Genomic DNA, 20,356 nt, shown 5'->3' on the forward strand with positions numbered 1-20,356 from the left:
TTTTCTTCCCGAGGAGATCTCCATGCAAGGATGGCCTTCATTCGCCGAACTGACGAGCAAGGCGCTGCTGCCGCTGCTGCTGACGCCGGTCATGCTGGTCGTGATGCCGCTGCTGCTGCTCGGTCGCGCCGACGCGGCACGCCCGCTGACCGTCGGCATCTGTCCGCAGGGCGCGACGCCGCCGGCGATCGAGGCGATCGACGGTCGCGCGCTGACGGTGGTGGTCGATTCCTGCGCGCATCTCGCACGGGAGCTGCGCCTGAACACCGTGCAGGCGCTGATCGAGGCCGATCCGTCGGCGACCGCCGCGGCGCCGAACCGCGTGCTGTTCAAGGCCTCGCAGACGCGCGGCCGCGAGTCGCTCGCCGCGGCGCGCAAGGTGGCGTTCCTGATGCGCGATCCGGCGCATCGCCTCGAGGACTGGCCGCGCGCGGTCGCGGTCGACAGCGACCTCGAACTCTCCGTCGGCATGCTGCTGATCGTCCTGCCGGCGCTGCTGGTGCAGTGGCTGATGGGCGCGGTCGCGCCGCCATTGGTGCAGATCGTCGACGGCAGCACGCCGGATCGCGCGGCCCGGCTGCGGTTGCACGCGCGCGTGGCGATCCTCGGCGGCGCGAGCATCGTCGGCTATCTCGCCGGAATCTGGATCGCGACGGTGCTCGGCAACTATGTCAACAGCGGCACCGTGCAGATGATCCGCGAACTCGACGCGAGCGTCAGCCCGACGCCGTCGCTGACCTCGGACGTGGAGATCGTCGCCTCGTTCCTGGTCACGAGCGCCTCGTTCCTGCTGCTGATCGCGCCGGCGGTGACCTGGCTCGCGCTGGCGAGCCGTTCGCGCATGAGTTTTTCCAATCTCTACCAGGTGCTCGCGCTGTCGCTGATCATGATCGTGATGGCGACCGGCTACGCGGCCTCGTCGCACGCGCTGCCGTACGCGAGCTACGTGCCGCTCGCCTCGGCGGCGCAGGGGCTGGCCGAGCTGGTGCGCGGACCGCTGCGCTGGGAGTCGCTGGCGCTTCCGCTGCTCGTCAACGCGCTGGCCGGCGCGGCGTGCTTGTTCGCCTCGCTGCGCATGCGCGGCGCGATCGCCAGCGAGGCCGCGGTGCATCCGTGAACGCGTTCGACGAACCGCTCGAAGAGTCGCTCGACGAGTCCGTCGACGAGGCCATCGACCACGGCGCGGCCGACCGCTGCGCGCTCGAAGGCGCCGCCGCGTTCGCGCTGCAGGCGGCGCACCGTCACGGTGCGGACAAGGCGGCGGTCGCGCTGGCGCGCACGCGCACGCTGCGCGTGCAGCTGCGCGGCGGCGAGCTGGAGAAGATCGAGCACGTCGTACGCTCGGTGCTGGTGGCGAGCGTCATCAAGCAGCGCCGCCACGGGCGCTGCAAGATCGCCTCGCTGCGCGACACGGACATCGCCGACGGCCTGCGCAACGCCTGCGCGATCGCGGATTTCGCCGATCCCGATCCGTGGATCGACCTGCCCGATGCCGCGCTGCATCCGACGCGGTTCGAGGATCTCGACATCTGGCATCCCTCGTCCGACGGCGCCGCGGCCGCCGCACGCAAGCTCGCGCGATGGAGCCCGCTGGGATCGCGCGGCAGCGCGCGTTCCAGGCTGACGGCGCTGTTCTCCGAGTCGCAGTCGTGCAGCAGCGTGCTGGCGACCTCGGCCGGATTCCTCGGCTTCGAGGCGGCGACCCTGCACGCCGTCGGCGGCGAATGGATCGCCCGCCGCGGGCACGAGGCGCAGCGCGCGGCCGATCTTCGGCATTTTCGTCGGCCGCTCGCCGCGACCGCCGTCGCGGATCTCGTCGCCGACCTGTCGCGCACGGCGGAATCGCTGCTCGGCGCACGTCCGATCGCGACCGGGCGCTGCCGCGTGCTGCTGGCCCCGCGCGTCGCGGCGTGGCTGATGCAGGCGGCGTTCTCGGCGCTGTTCGGTTCCGCGCACCTGCGCGGCCTGACGTTCCTGCGCGACTGCGTGAACCAGCGCGTGTTCGCGCCGGGCACGTCGATCGTCGACGACGCGCACGAGCGCGGCGGGCTCGGTTCGACGAACTTCGACAACGAAGGCGTCGCGACGGGCCGCACGCGGATCGTCGAGGACGGATGCGTGCGCACCTTGCTGCTCGACGGCTACTCGGCGAGACGGCTCGGGCTGCGCTCGACCGGGCATGCCGGAGGCGTGCACAACGTGCTGCTCGAGGGCGCGATTCCGGAAAGCGCGCTCGCCGCGGCGCTGGACACCGGCTTGTGGGTCGAGCGCATCCACGGCAGCGCGCCCAATCCCGTCACCGGCGACTTTTCCGTCGCGGCGACCGGCCATTGGGTCGAAGGCGGCCGCGTGCGCCATGCCGTCACCGGCGTCGCCATCGCCGGCAATCTGCGCCAGCTGCTGCCGCAGCTGCGCGTACTCGGTACCTGTCCGATCCGGCGGCCGAAGATTTCCGTCGGCGCGATCCTGCTGCCCGGGCTGATGGTCGCGGGACGCTGAGCTATGCGCTCACTGCGGAATCAGGATGCCGATGAAGTCGCGGATGTAGACCTCGAACTCGTCGTGGTTCATGCGCGGCTGGCCGATCTGCGCGAGCTGCACGAAGCCGACGTAGGCGGAGTAGGCCAGGCGCGCGCGGTTCGCCGCGGCGGCGGCGTCGAAGCCGGCCTGATGGAAGGCTTCGGTGACGAAGGCGAGCCGGCGCTGCGAGACGCGTTCGATCAGCGGCCGGATCAGCGGCTGGTCGATCGACTTGATCAGCGCGGCGAACACCGCGTGCGAGGGATGCTTGTGGCTGACCTGGCGGATCAGTTCGCGCAGGCGCTCGCGCGGGTCGGAGGCGGCGGCGATCGCGGCTTCCAGTTCGGCTTCGTCGGAACGCTCCCAGCGCTCCAGCGCGGCCTGCAGCAGGGCCTCGCGCGTGGCGAAATGCCAGTAGAAACTACCCTTGGTCACGCCGAGCCGGCGCGCCAGCGATTCCACCGCCACGGCACCGACGCCGTTCTCCGCCAGCACCTCCAGCGCCGCTTCTTCCCAGTCGGCCGCGCTGAGGCGGGTTTTCGGTTCGAGCTTGCTGAGCGCGGCCATGCGCGTAAGTCTGCCCGATGGTCGCCGGGAATTGAATCTCCAAAGGGTAAACTAATGTTTACAAAGGACAAATTAATCAGTACGGTTGCGTATTGATTTCACCCTGTGGGTTATCCATACTGCATCGTATGGAAAGTGCCGCCTCATCGTTGCCGATCGCGACCGCGAGCCGCCTGATCCGTCCGGATGGGATGGAACTCGCGCTCGGGAGCCTGCCCGGCACGCGCGGCGGCGTCGTCTTCGCGCACGGATTCGGCCAGACGCATCTGGCCTGGGCGACGAGCATGCAGCGCATCGCCGCCGCCGGTTTTGCCTGCGTCGGCTTCGACGCGCGCGGCCACGGCGACAGCGGCTGGCGCGGCGAGCAGCCGTACCACTTCGAGCCGATGGTCGAGGACCTGCTCGCGGTCGCCGCCACCGTCGGCCCGCGGCCGGTGCTGGTCGGCGCCTCGATGGGCGGCCTGCTCGGCATCGCGGCGCAGGGGCGCGACGAGAACGCGTTCGGCGCGATGGTGCTGGTCGACGTGACGCCGCGCTGGGAGACGCGCGGCGTCGAACGCATCCTCGGCTTCATGCGCGCGCATCCGCACGGCTTCGCCTCGCTGCAGGAAGCCAGCGACGCGATCGCCGCCTACCTGCCGCATCGGCGCGAGCGCAAACCTCCGGAGCGTCTGCGTTCGCTGCTGGTCGACCACGGCGACGGGCGTCTGCGCTGGCACTGGGATCCGCGCCTCCTCGACGATCTCACGCCCGACATCGACAGCCATCAACCGATGCTGCTCGACGCGGTGCGCCGCATCCGCGTGCCGCTGCTGCTGGTCAGCGGCGGCGAGAGCGACATCGTCTCGCAGACGACCATCGCCGAATTCCTCCATTTGGCGCCGCAGGCGCGCCACGTCGTCGTGCCGCAGGCCTCGCACATGGTCGCCGGCGACGACAACGACGCATTTACCCGCCACGTACTAGAGTTTCTGCAATCGCTCGCAAGCGAGGAGCACTGAGATGAGCGCGATCCTTCCGTTGTTGGCCGGCCTGCTGGTGTCGCTCGGCGCCGCGTACTTTCGCACCGGGTTGCGCGCGTGGAGCGTCGCGACCGCCGTCGCGATCGTGGTGGCCGGCTGGCTGGCCGGCTCCTCGCTGCTCGCGACCCTGCTGCCGCTGATCGTGTTCGCCGCGATCGCGGTGCCGCTGAATCTGGTCGACTTCCGCCGCACGAAGATCACCGCGCCGCTGCTCGGCGCGTTCCAGAAGGTGATGCCGCCGATCTCCGACACCGAGCGCACCGCGCTCGAAGCCGGTACGGTCGGTTTCGAGGGCGAGCTGTTCAGCGGCAAGCCGGACTGGAACCAGTTGCTCAAGCAGCCCAAGCCCGAACTCAGCGTCGAGGAACAGGCCTTCCTCGACGGTCCGGTCGAGGAAGTCTGCGCGATGGTCAACGACTGGCAGATCAGCCACGAGCTGGCCGATCTCACGCCGGAGATCTGGGAGTTCGTCAAGAAGAAGAAATTCTTCGGCATGATCATCCCGAAGCAGTACGGCGGCCTGGAATTCTCGGCGCTCGGCCAGTCGGCGGTGCTGCAGAAGCTGATGAGCGTGTCCGGTTCGCTGTCCTCGACCGTCGGCGTGCCCAATTCGCTCGGTCCGGGCGAGCTGCTGCTGCACTACGGCACGCAGGACCAGCGCGACTACTACCTGCCGCGCCTGGCCGACGGCCGCGAAGTGCCGTGCTTCGCGCTGACCGGTCCGACCGCGGGCTCGGACGCGACCTCGATCCCCGACTACGGCATCGTCTGCAAGGGCGAGTGGCAGGGCGCGCAGGTGCTCGGCGTGCGCCTGACCTTCGACAAGCGCTACATCACGCTGGCGCCGGTGGCGACCCTGATCGGCCTCGCCTTCCGCATGTACGACCCCGAGCACCTGCTCGGCGACGTCGACGACATCGGCATCACGCTCGCGCTGATTCCGCGCGACACCAAGGGCCTGGAGATCGGCCGTCGCCACTTCCCGCTCAACGCGGCCTTCCAGAATGGCCCGCTGCGCGGCAAGGACGTGTTCGTGCCGCTGTCGCAGCTGATCGGCGGCGCCGACATGGCCGGGCAGGGCTGGCGCATGCTGATCGAATGCCTGTCGGTCGGCCGCGCGATCACCTTGCCGTCGACCGCTTCCGGCGGCGTCAAGATGTGCGCGATCGCGACCGGCGCGTACGCGCGCATCCGCAAGCAGTTCGGCATGTCGATCGGCCGTTTCGAAGGCGTCGAGGAGGCGCTCGCGCGCATCGGCGGCCACACCTACGCGATCACCGCGCTGTCGAAGGCCGCCGCCGCGGCGGTCGCGCGCGGCGAGAAGCCGGCGGTGCCGTCGGCGATCGCCAAGTACCACGCGACCGAACTCGGCCGCGAAGTCGCCAAGGACATGATGGACGTGCACGGCGGCAAGGGCGTGCAGCTCGGCCCGAACAACTACGCCGGCCGCGGCTGGCAGACCGCGCCGATCGCGATCACCGTCGAAGGCGCCAACATCATGACGCGCAGCCTGATGATCTTCGGCCAGGGTGCGATCCGCTGCCATCCGCACGTGCTGAAGGAAATGCAGGCCGCGCAGATCGAGGACTACGGCACGCGTCTGCGCGCGTTCGACCGCGAGCTGTTCGCGCACGTCGGTTTCGCGATCTCCAACGCAGTGCGCAGCCTCGTGCTCGGCCTGACCTTCGCCAAGATCGGCCGCGTGCCGGGCGACGCCTACACGCGCCGCTACTACCGCAAGCTCAATCGCTATGCGGCGAATCTGGCCCTGCTCGCCGACAGCTCGATGCTGCTGCTCGGCGGCAAGCTGAAGTTCAAGGAGAAGCTGTCGGCGCGACTCGGCGACGTGCTGTCGAACCTGTACATCGCCAGCGCGATGCTCAAGCGCTACGAGGACCAGGGCCGTCCGGTCGCCGACCAGCCGCTGCTGGCCTGGGCGTTCCACGACTGCGCGTATCGCATGCAGAACGCGCTCGACGGCGTGCTGCGCAACTTCCCGATCCGCCCGGCGGCGTGGGTGCTGTACGCGCTGGTGTTCCCGTTCGGCCGGCGCGAGGTGCCGCCGTCCGATCGCCTCGGCCATCGCGTCGCGGCGCTGCTGTGCGCGCCGAACGAGGCGCGCGACCGCCTCGCCGAATGGACCTACCTGACGCCGAGCGCCAACAACGTGGTCGGCCGCATGAACGCGCTGCTGCCGGAAGTGATCGCGGCCGAGCCGGTCGAGCGCAAGTTCCTCAAGGCGGCCAAGGCCGGCGAGTTGCAGGGCCACGACTACGAGGCGCAGCTGGCCGACGCCGAAGCCAAGGGCGTGATCAGCACCGCCGAGCGCGAGCTGCTCGCGCGCGTGCGCAAGGCGACGTTCGAGTTCATCTCGGTCGACGACTTCGATCCGTCGGAGCTGGCCGCCGGTACGCGTCACGAGGGCAAGCGCCCGCTGCGCTCGGTGGCCTGAGTCGAGTCGCGCAAAGCTCTGCGGAGTTGAGATTTCACCTCTCCCGCTTGCGGGAGAGGTCGCGCCGCAGGCGCGGGTGAGGGGAGTCGGAGTGGAGCGCTTCACTTCGAGTTTCCCTCATCCGGCCCTTCGGGCCACCTTCTCCCGGGGAGAAGGGAAACCCAAGATGTTCACCTCTCCCTCAAGCGAGAGAGGAAAGCCCTGCATGATCGTGAACGCAGCGAGGCCGATCGACATGAGTTCCCAAGCCCTCCGCCTGTTCCGACGCCTCGGCGCATCGCCGTCCGGGCGCTGGCTGTTCGCCAAGCTGATCTGCCGGCGCGCGCCGTACTTCGCCTCGATCGCGCCGCGCGTCGAGGTGCTCGAGCCCGGGCGCTGCATCGTGCAGATTCGCGACCGCCGCGCCGTGCGCAACCACATCGGCAGCGTGCACGCGATCGCGCTGTGCAACATGGCCGAGCTGGCCGGCGGGCTGGCGACGGACGCGACCATCCCCGACTCGATGCGCTGGATTCCGAAGGGCATGACGGTGCGCTACGTCGCCAAGGCGCATGGCACGATGACCGCGACCGCGACGGTGCCGACGGTCGCCGACGCGGCGGCGGCGCAGGAGCTGCAGGCGCGCGTGGAAGTGCGCGACATCGGCAATGCCGTCGTGTTCGAGGCGGACATCGCGATGTGGGTGTCGCCGCGCAAGCGCTGACGTGACGAACCGCGAAATCATCGTCCTGCTTTGCGGCGCGCACAGCCTCGGCTTCGCGCTGTTCCATCTCGCGTTCTGGAAACTGTTCGACTGGCCGCAGGCGCTGCGGCGTACGAACACGGCGACACGCGCGGTCGTGCAGATCCTCAACCTGCGCCTGACCTACGTGTTCTTCGGCGTCGCGGCGCTGTGCTTCTTCCTGCCGTACGATCTGCTCGATACGCGCCTCGGTCACGCGCTCCTCGTCGGCATGTCGCTGTTCTGGGTCGGCCGCGCGATCGAGCAGTTCGTGTTCCTGCGCGTGAATCATCCGCTGGTGCACGCGCTGACCGCGCTGTTCGTGGTCGGCGCGATCCTGTTCGCGCTGCCTCTCCTCGTCGGCGATTGACGCCGTTCGCCGGCTCGCCGAGGATCGTGATCTTCGACGGAGGCCGCACGATGACGTCCGCAGCAACGCATCTGGAATTCCTCGCCGCCGCGCGCGCCGAGGCCGAAGCCGGCCTCGGCGAAGGCGGCATCCCGATCGGTTCGGTCGTCGTGCACGACGGCCGCATCATCGGCCGCGGCCACAACCGCCGCGTGCAGCGCGGAAGCGCGATCCTGCACGCGGAAATGGACGCGCTGGAAGACGCCGGCCGCCAGCCGGCCGCGGTCTATCGCGACTGCACGCTGTACACGACGCTGTCGCCGTGCGCGATGTGCAGCGGCGCGATCGTGCTGTACGGCATCCGCCGCATCGTCGTCGGCGAGCATCGCTCGTTCATGGGCGAGGAGGACTGGCTGCGCAGCCGCGGCGTCGCGATCGAGCTCGTCGACGATCCGGCTTGCGTCGCGCTGATGGAGAAGTTCATGCGCGAGCGGCCGGAGCTCTGGAATGAAGACATCGGCCGAAGCGGCCCTTAGCCGTCACCGCGCGCGAAGCAGGGATGCCGGCCGGCGAATGCCGCATGGACGAGGCCGGGTGGGCGTGCGCGATCGCCCATCGAATGGGAGACTGATCCGATGAACGTGCTGCGCATCGTCGCCAATCTCGAAGCGACCGAATCCGGCCTCGCCGAGGCGGACGCGTTCTATCGCGACCTGATCGGCCTCGACGTGCTGATGGATCACGGCTGGATCCGCGCCTATGGTTCGGTCGCCAGGATGACGGTGCAGGTCAGCGTCGCGACGGAAGGCGGCAACGGCACGCCGGTGCCGCATCTGTCGATCGAGGTCGACGATCTCGACGCCGCGCTGGCGCGCGTCGGGAAGGCGGGCATCGCGCTCGAATACGGCCCCACGCGGGAACCTTGGGGCGTTCGGCGCTTCTACGTGCGCGATCCGCTCGGCAGATTGGTCAACGTACTGCAGCACGAGTAGCGCACGGGCTCGACGTGCCGGCGGTTCCGGTCCGGCCATCTCCCTCGACCGTCGAAGGCGGAATTTTCCTAGCCCCGGAGCGCCTGCGCATGATGCCGCAGGTGGTCCTCGACGAAGGTTTCGATGAAGTAGTAGCTGTGGTCGTAGCCGTCCCGCAGGCGCAGGTTCAGTGCCTGGCCGGCCGCGCGCGCGGCTTCGTCGAGTCGCGAGGGCTGCAACTGGATGTCGAGGAACTTGTCGGCCGAACCCTGATCGACCAGGATCGTGCCGGGAAAGCGGTGGCCGTCCTCGATCAGCGCCACGGTGTCGTAGGCGCGCCAGGTCTTCGTGTCGTTGCCGAGATAGCGCGGCAAGGCCTTCAGTCCCCAGGGCACGTGGCTCGGCGCGACGATCGGCGCGAAGGCCGACACCGAGCGGTAACGCTGCGGATTCTTCAGCGCGATGGTCAATGCGCCGTGGCCGCCCATCGAGTGGCCGAAGATCGCCTCGCGTCCGAGATCCGCCGCGGCGAAATGCGCGCCGAGTACGGCCGGCAATTCCTTCGTGACGTAGCTGTACATGCGGAAGCGCGACGCATACGCGGGCGTGGTCGCGTCGAGATAGAAACCGGCGGCCTCGCCGAATTCCCAGTCGCCGGTCGCGCCTTCGATGCCGGTATCGCGCGGGCTGGTGTCCGGCGTGACCAGGATCAGGCCGAGCTCGGCGGCGAGCCGCTGCGCGCCGGCCTTGATGACGAAGGTCTCCTCGGTGCAGGTCAGGCCGGCAAGGTAGTACAGCACCGGCGCCTTGGCGCCGTCCGCGAGCGGCGGGCGGTACACGCCGAATTTCATCGCACCGCCGGTCTCCTTCGACTCGTGGCGGTAGAAGCCCTGCACGCCGCCGAAGCAGCGCTGTTCGGAAATCGTCTCAATACCCATCGCGGCACCTGATGTGGGGCGACGTTGCGCGTGGGCGGCAACGGCGCCGGAGGCATACGGGCCAGTGTAACCACAGCGGCTATGATGGACAGCTCCTTTCTGCTGTGCACAGCCGATGCCCTACACCCCGATCGTCGCCACCCTCGGATACGTGCTGTCGCCGGATCGCCGGCGCGTGCTGATGATCCACCGCAACGCGCGCCCGAACGACCTGCACCTCGGCAAGTACAACGGACTCGGCGGCAAGCTCGATCCGCACGAGGACGTGCTCGCCGGCATGCGCCGGGAGATCCGCGAGGAAGCCGGCATCGAATGCACCGAACTGCAGCTGCGCGGCACGATCAGCTGGCCCGGCTTCGGCAAGCACGGCGAGGACTGGCTCGGCTTCCTCTTCGTCGTCACGCGCTTCGAGGGCACGCCGCTCGATTCCAATCACGAGGGCGCCCTGGAGTGGGTCGAACTGGAGCGCCTGCACGAGCTGCCGATGTGGGAGGGCGATCGCCATTTCCTGCCCTTGGTCTTCGACGGCGACCTGCGCCCGTTCCACGGCGTGATGCCGTATCGCGACGGGCGCATGCAGTCGTGGAGCTATTCGCGGGTGTAGGTTCTGCCTCGATGACTTCGCGGGACTCCCGACTTTCATCATCCTGCGAATGCGGGGATCCGCTCTGATTCTGACCGCGAGTCCAGAGCAAGATGGATCCCCGCTTTCGCGGGGATGATGTCACGAGTTTCCTCATCGAGCTTCTGGAAACGCACGCATTTCGGCAGGCTTCACCGCTCACCGCTCACCGCTCACCGCTCACCGCTCACCGCTCACCGCTCACCGCTCACCGCTCACCGCTCACCGCTGCGGCGGCGACGATGGATCGCCATCAGTCGGCAGACGATTCCAGCCGATCGAGAAAGAACGCATACATCTGCGCCGTCTCGCGGTAGCGGCCGAAGCGTCCGCTCTTGCCGTTGTGGCCGCCGTCCATGTCGACCTTGAACAGCAGCGGCTGCGAGTCGGTCTTGCGCGCGCGCAGCCTGGCCACCCATTTCGCCGGTTCGTAGTACTGCACCTGCGAGTCGTTGAGGCTGGTGGTGACGAACAGCGCGGGATAGTCCTGCGCGCGGACGTTGTCGTACGGCGAATACGACAGGAGCGCATCGTAGTAGCGCTTCTCGCGCGGATCGCCCCATTCCTCGTACTCGTTCGTGGTGGTCGGCACGCTGGGATCGAGCATCGTGGTCAGCACGTCGACGAAGGGCACGCCGGCGGCGATGGCGCGGTAGTCGCGCGGCGCCTGGTTGGCGATCGCGCCCATCAGCAGGCCGCCGGCGCTGCGGCCGGTGGCGAAGACCTTGGCGCGGTCGGCATAGCCGGCGGCGACGAGCGCGCGCGTGACGTCGACGAAATCGTCGAACGTGTTCTGCTTGTGCAGCAGCTTGCCGGCATCGTGCCAGGCGTTCCCCATCTCGCCGCCGCCGCGCACGTGCGCGACGGCGACGACGAAGCCGCGGTCGAGCAAGGACGCATAGGCCGGATCGAAACGCGGGTCGCTCGACACGCCGTAGGCGCCGTAGCCGATCTGCAGCAGCGGCGCCGTGCCGTCGAGGCGCAGGCCCTTGCGATACGCGAGCGAGACCGGAATGCGCGTGCCGTCGCGTGCGTCGATGCGGATGCGCGTGGCCTCGTAGGCGGCAGCGTCGTAGCCGGGAATGCGCGCCTGCTCGAGCAGGGTGCGCTCGCCGCTGCGCATGTCGAGGCGATACGTCGACGGCGGCGTGGTCAGCGAGGTGACGTCGTAGCGCAGCTCGTGCGTGCCCTGCACGCGGTTGTCGCCGAGCGTGGCGGTGTAATCGGTGGCGTCGAACCCGACGTGGAACTGGTGTCCGTCGCGCCGATCGACGATGCGGAGGCGGCGCAGCCCGTCGCCGCGCTCGCCGAGCGCGAGATGGTTCTGGAACACCGCGACGCGCTCGATCGTCGTGCCGTCCTGCGCGGCGACGACCTCGCGCCAGCGGCGCTTGTCGCCGGCGTCGGCGTCGTCGACCTGCACGATGCGGAAGTTCGGCGCCTGCCAGTTGGTGCGCACGACCCAGCCGCCGTCGACGTGGTCGACGTCGTATTCGACGCCGCTCTCGCGCGGCGCCAGGATCCGCCACGGCGCCAGCGGCGCGTTCGCCGGCAGGTAGCGCGCCTCGCTGGTGGTGCGGCTGTCGAGCTGGATGACGAGGAAGCGGTCGTCACCGCTGCGCGCCAGGTCGACGTAGTAGCGGTCGTCCGGCTCCTCGTAGACGGTGACGTCCTCGGCGGCGCTGGTGCCGAGGACATGACGGCGGACGCGCCGGGTGGCCAGCGTGACCGGATCGTTCTCGACGTAGAAGAACGTGCGGTTGTCGTCCGCCCAGGCGATCGCGCCGGAGGTGCCGCGGATCTCGTCCGGCAGGGTTTCGCCGCGGCCGAGATCCTTGATGCGGATCGTGCATTGATAGCGCCCGGAGGTGTCCTCGGCGTAGGCGAGCAGGCGTTCGTCCGGGCTGACGACGCGCGAGCGCACGTGGTAGTAGTCGTGCCCGGCGGCGAGCGCGGCTTCGTCGAGCAGGAGTTCCTCGGCGGCGGTTTCGTTGCCGCAGCGACGCACGAAGCGCGGATAGCCGGCGCCGCCCTCGTAGCGGGTCTGGTACCAGCATCCGCGCTCGCGCACCGGCACGTTGGCGTCCTCGGCGGCGATGCGCGAGGTGATCTCGTCGTAGAGGCGGTCGGCCTGCGCCTGCAGCGGCGCCATCGTGTGCGCGTAGTACGCGTTCTCGGCGCGCAGGTAGCCGAGCACGTCGGCGCGGCTGCGCGTGTCGTCGCGCAGCCAGTAGTAGTCGTCGACGCGATCGCCGTTCGGCGAGGAGACGACGTGCGGAACCTTGCGCGCGACCGGCGCCGCGTCCGTGGAATCGACGCGCGGCGGTGCGCAGGCGCAGAGCGCGGCGCCCGCCGCGGCGAGCGCGAGCGCGCGGCACGCATGCTTCGCCGCGAGCGAGTTCGCGCGCATGCCGCGGGCCGATCCGCGTCCGCTCAGTCCTTGCCGCCGAAGCGGTAGTTCGCCTGCACGAAGAACGAGCGGCCGAGCGGGCTGTACCAGCGGTTCGGATAGTACGGATAGCTGGTCCATTCGCCCTTGCGGCGCGGTTCCTTGTCGAGCAGGTTGTCGACGATCAGGCTCAGCGTCAGCGCGTCGCTCCAGCGGTAGTTGAACGAGCCGTTGTAGACGAAGGTCGGCGCGAGGCGCTGGGTGCCGTCGTAGTCCGGCAGGCCGCCGAGGCGATAGCCGTACAGCGTGGTGGTGATCTTGTCGTAGTTCCACGTCACCGAGTAGGAAGTCTTGTCGCGCGGGATGACGTAGTTGTAGAGGTCCTTCAGCTCGTCGACGACCGGGTCGCCCGGGAACTGCTGCAGGTCGTGGCTGATGACGTAGGTGTAGCCGAGATCGAAGTCCCACGTGCCGACGCGATCGGTTTCGAGCTTGTAGTGCGCCTTGACGTCGACGCCCGAGGTGCGGTCGACCGCCGCGTTGATCGGCAGCACCAGCACCGAGGTGATGCCGAGCGGATTGGCCGGGTCGGTGGCCGGGTTGCGCACGACCTGGGTCAGCACCTGCTGGCACAGCGCGGAGTTCATGTCGAGCACGCCGAGGCGGCAGTCGGCTTCCTGGCGCAGGATCATGTCGCTGTCCTGGTACAGCACTTCGTTCTTCAGCCGGATGTTGTAGTAGTCGGCGGTGATGTCCAGGCCGCGCACGGGCGAATAGACGAAGCCGTAGGTGAACGAGCGGCTGGTCTCGTTCTTCAGCGTGGTGCTGCCGTGGCTGCGGCCGTTGTAGGGCACGTCGCTGCGGCTGCAGTCGCCGATGTCGACGTCCGGCTCGAACTCGCGGCAGTAGTAGTAGTCCGGCGCGCTCGAGCTCGATCCGCTGAGGCCGGCGTAGAGGTAGGACAGGTCCGGCGCGCGGAAGCCGGTGCCGGCCGAGCCGCGCAGCAGCAGGCTCTCGAACGGACGGAACTCCAGGCCCAGCGACCAGGTGAACTTGCCCGACGAGGTCGAGGAATATTCGTAGCGGTCGTAGCGGCCGGCGGCGTTCATGTTGAGCATCGAGAACACCGGCACGTTGAATTCGACGCCGGCGCCGGTATGGTCGCGCGAGCCGACCGCGCCGGTGTTGTGCAGGCCGTAGTAGGTGCCGTCGAGCGAGAGCGGATCGGGCTTGAGGCCGTAGTACTGGTTGCCGTACTCGGCCACCGCGGCGAAGCCGACCGGGCCGGCCGGCAGGTGGAACAGCTCGGTGTTGGTCAGGGTCGCGCTGAAGTTCTCCGCGCGGCTGAAGTCGCGGTCGATCGAGTCCTGCGTGATCGAGCGGAACTGGTCGACCGTCAGCGGGGTGTACAGGCGGCTGATCGGCGCGTCGTAGATCTGGTAGCCGCTGTCGGGATCGATGCCGAGCGAGGGGCCGAGATAGAGCGCCTGCGCCTTCGCCGAGATCAGCGCCGGCCATTTGCTCTTCAGCTGGTTCTGCGAGTGGCCGAACAGCGCCTCGTAGGTCCAGGCGGTGTCGGGGATCGAGCCCTTGACGCCGGTGTTGATCGAGTAGGTGTTGTTGATGTTGCGGATCTTGCCGCGCTCGAAGCCGCCGTTCTCCTCGATCGTGAAATAGCGGCGCTGCCACTGCTCGATCCGGCCGGTGGCGAGGTTGTAGAACGGCACCGGCGTCGAGTCGCCGTTGAGCTGGTAGCTGTTCTGCCACTGCAGCGGCGTGTTGTAGCCCTCCTGGTGCGAGGTGCTGGCCTGCAGGTCGAGGAAGAAGTCGAGGTGGTCGCTGAAGTGGTAGGTGGCGGTGCCGTAGAAGTTCGCCGCCTTGCGGCCGTTCTCGAGCGTGCCGTAGCCGACGTCCTGGTTGCTGCCGCAGTAGTAGCCGTAGTTGCGGCGATAGGCGTGGAACACCGAGCCGCGATCGAGATGCGAGAGCGCGTCGCAGGTTTCCTTGCCCGGGTCGATGTAGTCGCCGTTCTCGTCGATGAGGGTGAACACCGGCGAGGCGTAGGTCGGCACCGGCGAATCGAGCTTGGAATCGGTGTAGCGCCGCTGGTAGGCCCACAGCGGCGTCTTGTTCAACAGTTCCAGCGAGAACACCGAGTCGAAGTTGCCGCTCGACCAGCCGCTGGTGACCTGCAGGCGCTGGGAGCTGGCGCCGCCGTGCTGGGTGTCGCCGACGCGCAGGTCGACGGTGGTGCCGTCGACCTTCTGCTTGAGAATGAAGTTGATGACGCCGGAAACGGCGTCGGAGCCGTACACCGCCGAAGCGCTGCCGGACAGGATTTCGACCCGCTCGATCATCGACGCGGGGATGCTGGAGATGTCGGTGAAGTTGCTGTTGCCGCCGTAGGACTGCGGGTAGTCGGCGATGCGCCGGCCGTTGACGAGCACGAGAGTGTGGTTGGGGCCGAGGCCGCGCAGGTCGACCGCGATCGCGCCGTTGGAGAAGCCGTTGGTATTGGCGTTGTTGTCGAGCGAGCCCAGGTTCTGGGTCAGCGACGTCATGATGTCGTAGGTGCTGGCGAAGCCGTTGTTGCGGATGTCCGCCGCGGTGACGACGACGACCGGCGCCGGCCCCTCGACCTGCGCGCGCGGGATGCGCGAGCCGGTGACGGTGAGCTTCTCCAGTTCGGCCGGCGGTTCCTGCGGAACGTCGCTCTCCTTCGGCGCCGCCGTCTTGGTCGGCGCCGGCTCCTTCGCGGCGGGCCGCGACGCCGCCGGCTTGACCACGACCGTGTTCGCGTCGGTGAATTCCGAGCTGAACGTGGTGCCTTCGAGCAGCTTGCGCAGGCCGGCGGACGCGCTGAGCTTGCCGTTGACGCCCGGCGACTGCGCGTTGTCGAGGTTCGCGCCCGAGGTCAGCACCTGCACGTGGGCCTGCTTGGAGTACTCGATCAGCGCACCGGCCAGCGGCTGCGGCGCGATCGCGAAATCCACTGGCGCCGGCGATCCTTGCGCCCGCGCGTCCGCGGCCGGCCACGGCAGCGCGAGGAACGCCAGAACGACGATCAGAACGAACGAAACAACCCTGTGCGGCGAAACCGCGCGACTACCCATGGACATCCCCGTTGCCGCGGCAACGGCGCGGCTCGGGAGCCATGACGGATCATCGGGCGGATTTTGAAATGCGGCGGTCACGAAACCGTGTCCGTCCGGCCCGGTCCGTTCTGTGCCGGTCGCGCGCGTTACGTCGTTCCCGTCGTTCCCGCGCAAGGGAACCTTCAGAAGCTGCATCACTCCCGCGAGGCGCTTCTCCACAGCGGCTGTCCCGCGGCTGGTCAAACGGAATCCGTCGATCCCCGTGTTCGCGGTGCGACGGCATCGAGGCCTTTCGAGGTCCCGTCGCGCTGGAATCCATCGACGCGCACAAGCCGCGGCGGGACGGACGCGATCAGCGCGCAGCACGCGCCGCCGAAATCGTCACCTGTCCGGCATCGCCCCCGACGCGCACCGGCAGGATCTTCGGCAGCGCGCGCAGCCAGCCGTCGAGCGCGGCGGGGTCGACCGTGCCGGTGAACGCGAGCGTGCCGAGCCTGGCGTCGGCGAGCACCAGCGGGCGCGTGGAGTAGCGGTTGATGTTGGCGACCACCGAATCGAGCGGTTCGTTGACGAATTCGAGGCGGTGCTCGCGCCAGCTGGTGGCGCGGGTCGGCGAGATCGCGCTGACCGTCAGGCCGGACGCGCGCGGGTCGAAGGAGATCTGCTGGCCGGCGACCGCTTCCAGCGCGTCGGCCGCGGAGACCTTGCCGATCGCTGCACCTTCGCTGCCGGCCACGCGCACGCGCCCTTCGGCGACCGCGATGGTGACGCGCTCGCCGGTGCGGCGCACGTTGAAGGCGGTGCCGACCGCGCGGATCGAGATCTTCCCGGCGGCGACGATGAAGGGCCGCTTGGTGTCGTGCGCCACCTGGAAGTACGCCTCGCCCGCGCCGAGGTCGACGTCGCGGCGCGCCGGCGTGTAGTGCGTGGTCAGCTGCGTCGCGCCGCCGAGCGCGATCTGCGATCCGTCCGACAGCGCGATGTCGCGGTCGACCGCGACCGGAGTGGCGTAGCTGGCGCTTTCGACCGCGTCGGCACGCAGGCGATCGCGCAGCATCGTGCCGACCGCGACGGCGGCGAGCAGGAACGAGGCGGCGAGCGCGAAAGGCCACCAGCGCCGCGTCCGCCTCGGCGCGAACTCGCGCACGAATCCCTGCCGCGCTTCGGCGTCGAGCGCGCCGAGCTGCGCGCCGAGTTCGCTCACGCGCGCGAACGCGTCGGGGTGGCGCGGATCGCGTCCGCTCCATTCCAGCCATTGTTCCTCGCTGCGCGCGGCACGGCGCGGATCGCGCAGGCGCACCCACCAGTCGGCGGCGGCGTGCAGCGGGGTCGGATCGGGACGGTTCGGGTCCATGTCAGGTGTTCTCCTCGGCATCCAGGCGTTCGCGGCAGTGCGCCATCGCGCGCGCCACGTGGTAGCGCACCATGCGCTCACTGAGTTGCATCGTCTGCGCGATCACGTCGAAGCCGCACCCCTCGATCGCGTGCATGACGAAGGCGGCGCTGGTCTTGCGCGGCAGTTCGCGCAGCGCTTCGCGCACGATGCGCAGCTGATCGGCCGCCAGCGCGCGGCGCTCGGGCGCCGGCGCGGCCAGCCATTCCTCGAACAGGTCGGCGAGCGGTTCGTCCTGGTCGGTGTCGGCGCGCGCGTTGCGCTGGCGCAGGCGGTCGACGGCGAGATTGGAGGCGATGCGGAACAGGTAGGCGCGCAGGAAGCCGACCTGTTCGGGATGTTCCAGGCGCAGCAGGCGCACGTAGGCTTCCTGGGCGACTTCCTGCGCCTCGGCGACGGAGTCGAGGCGGCTGGAGAGGAACGCGATCAGGGTGCGGTTGTGCTCGCTGAACAGGCGCGCGACCTGCGCCGCGTGCGCCGCATCGGCACCCGCGGCCGGGCGTGCGCGTTCGAGTTCGGGCTGGCTGGTCGCCGGGTTCACGCTGGGGTCCGCCATGTCGCGTCCACGCCTAGACGAATGGCCGCGACCGGATTGAAATCGCGGGCGCGTCTCCGTCGCCGGAAGGCGGGAACTGGCGCATTTCAAAAATCCGCGTCGAACTCGTCCTTGTCAAGGGAGCGTCGAGCCCCTTTTCGCTCGTCATCCCCGCGAAGGCGGGTTCCATCCTGGTTTTCTCCGCTCGGTCGAGAACAGGATGGAGTGCCGTGTCGGCGGGAATGGCGTCGATCGAGGTTTCCGACGTGCCCTCGGGGCCGGACCGTGAAGGGTCATGCGGCTCACGCCTACGTCATCGCCAATCAGGACACCGCCGCATGCGCATCCCCGTCGTCGCCGCTCTTCTCTGCCTGGTCGCGTCCGCCGCGTCCGCCGCGTTCGCGCCTCCCGCCGCCGCCGAGGCCGCGGCGAAGGCGCGCAACTACCGCGACCGCAACTTCGACTACTTCGTCAGCGGCGATCCGTCCAAGCCGCGCGCCGCGCATACCGAATTCGGCCTCGCCCTGATGGGCGGCGGCGGTCGGCTCAACGAGGCGTTCCGCTTCATCGCCCGGCGCGCCGGCGGCGGCCACATCGTGATCCTGCGCGCCGTCGGCGACGACAGCTTCGACCCGGACGACGGCAACTACGGCGAGTCGTTCGCGAAGGACTGGGGGCCGGTCGCCTCGGCCGAGACGATCGTCTTCCACAACCGCGAGGCCTCATCGGATCCGCGCGTGATCGCCGCGCTGAAGAACGCCGACGGCATCTTCCTCGCCGGCGGCGACCAGTCCAACTACATCCGTTACTGGAAGGGCACGCCGGTGCAGGCGGCGCTCGACGCCCACGTCGCCGCGAACCGGCCGATCGGCGGATCGAGCGCGGGCCTGGCGGTGCTCGGCCGCTACAGCTACGGCGCGCTCGACGGCGGCAGCATGGAATCGAAGGTCGCGCTGACCGATCCGTTCGACTCCGGCGTGACGCTGGAGCGCGACTTCCTGCATTTCCGTTTTCTCGAAGACGTCCTCACCGACACGCACTTCTCCGAGCGCCACCGCCTCGGCCGGCTGATCGCCTTCCTCGCGCGTCTCGATGCGCCGGACGCCGCGGGCAAGGGCGGCAAGGTATTCGGCATCGGCGTCGACGAGAAGAGCGCGCTGCTGATCGGCGCCGACGGCGTCGGCAAGCTCTCCGCGGACTCCGCCGGCAGCGCGTGGATCGTGCTGCCGCGCAAGCCCGCGACCGGCCTCGCGGCGGGCAAGCCGCTGTCGCTGGCCGACATCCGTCTCGTGCGCGTCGACGGCCGCGGCAGCATCGATCTGAAGACCCGCCGCGTACAGCAGCCGGCCGCGGACTTCGCGATCTCGATCGCGGACGGCAAGCTGGTCGGCGATTCGCCCGCCGCGGCGATCCTGACGCGCGACAAGCCCGAGCCGGGCGAGGATTGAGGCGCGGTGCGAATCAGGCGTCGGCGGTGCGCGGCTTTTCCGCGGCGTGATCGCCGAGCGATCGCGCCGCCTTCCAGCCGACCCAGCCGGAGCATCCCGCCGCGAGGATCGCCAGTCCCGCGAATCCCGGCAGCGTCATGCCGAGCGTGCGCAGGCCGTTGAAGCCGGTGGTGATCAGGAGGTCGCCGAAGCGCCAGACCGAAGTGTCGATGAAGTTCTTGGTCTTGTAGCGCGTCTCCGCGTCGACCTGCGTGTAGAGGCTGTCGAACGCCGGCTTGAACACGCCGTAGGCGCTGGCCCGCGTGACCACCGCGACGACCGCGATCCAGGCGCCGCTGAACACGGCCAGGCCCGCCAGCATCACCGCCTTCACCACGCCGTCGAGGGCCAGCGCCGGTGCCGGTCCCGCGCGCACCATCAGTGCGCGCGTGACGGTGAGCTGCAGCGCGGCCTGCAGCAGGTTGGCGTAGAGGTCGACGCTGGCGGCGAAATCCGTGCGCGCCTCGCGCGTCGGATAGGTCGCGCCGCTGTAGTCGGCGAGCAGTGCGTAGATGACCGTGCCGACCGCGTCGCCGAGCAGCATCAGCAGCGCGACGCGACGCATCAGCGGCGATTTCAGCGTCTCGATCGCACCGGCGAGGAAGCTGCCGCCGATGATGCGCTGATCGCGGCGATCGTCGCCGGCGACCGGGTGGCGCTGCGACCAGCGCGACAGCGCGAAGATGCAGGCGATCGACAAGCCGAGCAGGGCGGAGGAGATGACCAGCAGTCCGGGCACGCCGACCACGAACACCAGCGCCTTGGTCAACGCCGGTCCGGCGATCGCGCCCGCGGCGCCGCCGAGCGCGATGATCGGGAACAACCGCCGCGCCTGCTCGGCGTCGAACAGGTCGGCCATGAAGCTCCAGAACACCGACACCACGAACAGGTTGAACACGCTGCCGTAGACGAAGAACGCCGAGCCGAGCAGGCGCGCGTCGATCCTGTCCTGCGCGTTGAACAGCGGAATGAACGCGACCATGCCGGCGATGAAGAACAGGTACACGAACGGCACGAAGCGGCGGCGCGGGTAGCGCGCGACCAGCGCGCCGAACAGCGGCGCCAGTGCCAGGGTCGCGACGAAGGTCGCCGCGTAGAAGATCGGCAGCGCGGTCGAGCCGACCGCGGCGGAGAGCTGGTCGCGCACCGGCCGGATCACGTAGTACGCGGCCAGCACCAGGAAGAAGTACACGAACGCGACGGCGACGGCGAAGACTTCGTGGCGCTGGATGGCGGGGCGGCTCGGCACGGGGGTCCCTCGGAGGCGGCGCAAGCCTAGCATGCGATGGTTTCGT

At 69.2% G+C, this 20,356-nt stretch carries 17 protein-coding genes; 10 read left to right on the top strand and 7 right to left on the bottom strand.

Annotated elements, in window-relative coordinates:
• The first annotated feature begins 22 nt into the window (after positions 1-22).
• A complete protein-coding gene (locus J7520_RS17760) occupies positions 23-1,117 on the top strand; it encodes a hypothetical protein (RefSeq protein ID WP_291191285.1) in 1,095 nt (364 codons plus the stop codon).
• Positions 1,114-2,499 (top strand): TldD/PmbA family protein, encoded by a 1,386-nt coding sequence (locus J7520_RS17765; protein WP_291191288.1) that lies wholly within the window; start codon positions 1,114-1,116, stop codon positions 2,497-2,499. Before J7520_RS17760 ends, J7520_RS17765 begins: the two co-directional genes overlap by 4 nt.
• 9 nt (positions 2,500-2,508) lie before the next feature.
• Here J7520_RS17765 and J7520_RS17770 read toward each other — a convergent pair whose 3' ends face one another.
• A complete protein-coding gene (locus J7520_RS17770) occupies positions 2,509-3,087 on the bottom strand; it encodes a TetR/AcrR family transcriptional regulator (RefSeq protein ID WP_291191291.1) in 579 nt (192 codons plus the stop codon).
• A gap of 191 nt (positions 3,088-3,278) precedes the next feature.
• On the opposite strand from J7520_RS17770, the gene J7520_RS17775 reads away from it, so the two are divergent.
• The 6 genes from J7520_RS17775 (at position 3,279) to J7520_RS17800 (ending at position 8,623) form a co-directional block, all read left to right on the top strand.
• Positions 3,279-4,088, top strand: a complete 810-nt coding sequence (locus J7520_RS17775) for an alpha/beta hydrolase (protein WP_291191295.1) — start codon at positions 3,279-3,281, stop codon at positions 4,086-4,088.
• Position 4,089: 1 nt separating this feature from the next.
• Complete coding sequence (locus J7520_RS17780; protein WP_291191298.1) at positions 4,090-6,561, top strand: acyl-CoA dehydrogenase; 2,472 nt, start codon at positions 4,090-4,092, stop codon at positions 6,559-6,561.
• A 235-nt stretch (positions 6,562-6,796) separates the two neighbouring features.
• On the top strand, positions 6,797-7,264 hold the full coding sequence (locus J7520_RS17785; protein WP_291191301.1) for a hotdog fold domain-containing protein: 468 nt from the start codon (positions 6,797-6,799) through the stop codon (positions 7,262-7,264).
• A 1-nt stretch (position 7,265) separates the two neighbouring features.
• Entirely contained in the window at positions 7,266-7,652 is a 387-nt protein-coding gene (locus J7520_RS17790) for a hypothetical protein (protein ID WP_291191304.1), read from the top strand.
• Between the two features lie 50 nt (positions 7,653-7,702).
• A complete protein-coding gene (locus J7520_RS17795; protein ID WP_291191307.1) occupies positions 7,703-8,167 on the top strand; it encodes a nucleoside deaminase in 465 nt (154 codons plus the stop codon).
• 99 nt (positions 8,168-8,266) lie between these two features.
• Positions 8,267-8,623, top strand: coding sequence for a VOC family protein (locus tag J7520_RS17800; protein ID WP_291191310.1), 357 nt, complete (start codon positions 8,267-8,269; stop codon positions 8,621-8,623).
• Between the two features lie 68 nt (positions 8,624-8,691).
• Here J7520_RS17800 and fghA read toward each other — a convergent pair whose 3' ends face one another.
• Positions 8,692-9,540 (bottom strand): S-formylglutathione hydrolase, encoded by an 849-nt coding sequence (gene fghA, locus J7520_RS17805; RefSeq protein WP_291191313.1) that lies wholly within the window; start codon positions 9,538-9,540, stop codon positions 8,692-8,694.
• Positions 9,541-9,655: 115 nt separating this feature from the next.
• Between fghA and J7520_RS17810 the strand changes: the two genes are divergently transcribed.
• On the top strand, positions 9,656-10,144 hold the full coding sequence (locus J7520_RS17810) for an 8-oxo-dGTP diphosphatase (RefSeq protein ID WP_291191316.1): 489 nt from the start codon (positions 9,656-9,658) through the stop codon (positions 10,142-10,144).
• 271 nt (positions 10,145-10,415) lie between these two features.
• Here the strand turns inward: J7520_RS17810 and J7520_RS17815 are convergent, their stop codons facing one another.
• From J7520_RS17815 to J7520_RS17830, 4 genes are all read right to left on the bottom strand, one after another.
• Complete coding sequence (locus J7520_RS17815) at positions 10,416-12,572, bottom strand: S9 family peptidase (protein ID WP_291191319.1); 2,157 nt, start codon at positions 12,570-12,572, stop codon at positions 10,416-10,418.
• Between the two features lie 23 nt (positions 12,573-12,595).
• Positions 12,596-15,544, bottom strand: a complete 2,949-nt coding sequence (locus tag J7520_RS17820) for a TonB-dependent receptor (protein WP_291191322.1) — start codon at positions 15,542-15,544, stop codon at positions 12,596-12,598.
• 454 nt (positions 15,545-15,998) lie between these two features.
• Positions 15,999-17,000 carry a FecR domain-containing protein gene (locus J7520_RS17825; RefSeq protein ID WP_291191325.1) on the bottom strand — a complete coding sequence of 334 codons (1,002 nt, stop codon included), beginning with the start codon at positions 16,998-17,000 and terminating at the stop codon, positions 15,999-16,001.
• Between the two features lies 1 nt (position 17,001).
• Positions 17,002-17,595, bottom strand: coding sequence for an RNA polymerase sigma factor (locus tag J7520_RS17830; RefSeq protein ID WP_291191328.1), 594 nt, complete (start codon positions 17,593-17,595; stop codon positions 17,002-17,004).
• 317 nt (positions 17,596-17,912) lie between these two features.
• Between J7520_RS17830 and J7520_RS17835 the strand changes: the two genes are divergently transcribed.
• On the top strand, positions 17,913-19,022 hold the full coding sequence (locus tag J7520_RS17835) for a cyanophycinase (protein ID WP_291191330.1): 1,110 nt from the start codon (positions 17,913-17,915) through the stop codon (positions 19,020-19,022).
• Between the two features lie 13 nt (positions 19,023-19,035).
• Here the strand turns inward: J7520_RS17835 and J7520_RS17840 are convergent, their stop codons facing one another.
• A complete protein-coding gene (locus J7520_RS17840; protein WP_345776922.1) occupies positions 19,036-20,343 on the bottom strand; it encodes a hypothetical protein in 1,308 nt (435 codons plus the stop codon).
• Positions 20,344-20,356: the final 13 nt, after the last annotated feature.

Source organism: Dokdonella sp. (genome assembly GCF_017744955.1).
Taxonomy (GTDB): domain Bacteria; phylum Pseudomonadota; class Gammaproteobacteria; order Xanthomonadales; family Rhodanobacteraceae; genus Dokdonella_A.

Excerpts from the sequence above, each read along its gene's own strand:
- J7520_RS17760 (WP_291191285.1), top strand. The coding sequence starts at position 23 with ATGCAAGGATGGCCTTCATTCGCCGAACTGACGAGCAAGGCGCTGCTG.
- J7520_RS17770 (WP_291191291.1), bottom strand. The coding sequence starts at position 3,087 with ATGGCCGCGCTCAGCAAGCTCGAACCGAAAACCCGCCTCAGCGCGGCC.
- J7520_RS17775 (WP_291191295.1), top strand. The coding sequence starts at position 3,279 with ATGGAACTCGCGCTCGGGAGCCTGCCCGGCACGCGCGGCGGCGTCGTC.
- J7520_RS17780 (WP_291191298.1), top strand. The coding sequence starts at position 4,090 with ATGAGCGCGATCCTTCCGTTGTTGGCCGGCCTGCTGGTGTCGCTCGGC.
- J7520_RS17785 (WP_291191301.1), top strand. The coding sequence starts at position 6,797 with ATGAGTTCCCAAGCCCTCCGCCTGTTCCGACGCCTCGGCGCATCGCCG.
- J7520_RS17795 (WP_291191307.1), top strand. The coding sequence starts at position 7,703 with ATGACGTCCGCAGCAACGCATCTGGAATTCCTCGCCGCCGCGCGCGCC.
- J7520_RS17800 (WP_291191310.1), top strand. The coding sequence starts at position 8,267 with ATGAACGTGCTGCGCATCGTCGCCAATCTCGAAGCGACCGAATCCGGC.
- fghA (WP_291191313.1), bottom strand. The coding sequence starts at position 9,540 with ATGGGTATTGAGACGATTTCCGAACAGCGCTGCTTCGGCGGCGTGCAG.
- J7520_RS17810 (WP_291191316.1), top strand. The coding sequence starts at position 9,656 with ATGCCCTACACCCCGATCGTCGCCACCCTCGGATACGTGCTGTCGCCG.
- J7520_RS17815 (WP_291191319.1), bottom strand. The coding sequence starts at position 12,572 with ATGCGCGCGAACTCGCTCGCGGCGAAGCATGCGTGCCGCGCGCTCGCG.
- J7520_RS17825 (WP_291191325.1), bottom strand. The coding sequence starts at position 17,000 with ATGGACCCGAACCGTCCCGATCCGACCCCGCTGCACGCCGCCGCCGAC.
- J7520_RS17830 (WP_291191328.1), bottom strand. The coding sequence starts at position 17,595 with ATGGCGGACCCCAGCGTGAACCCGGCGACCAGCCAGCCCGAACTCGAA.
- J7520_RS17835 (WP_291191330.1), top strand. The coding sequence starts at position 17,913 with ATGCGCATCCCCGTCGTCGCCGCTCTTCTCTGCCTGGTCGCGTCCGCC.
- J7520_RS17840 (WP_345776922.1), bottom strand. The coding sequence starts at position 20,343 with ATGCTAGGCTTGCGCCGCCTCCGAGGGACCCCCGTGCCGAGCCGCCCC.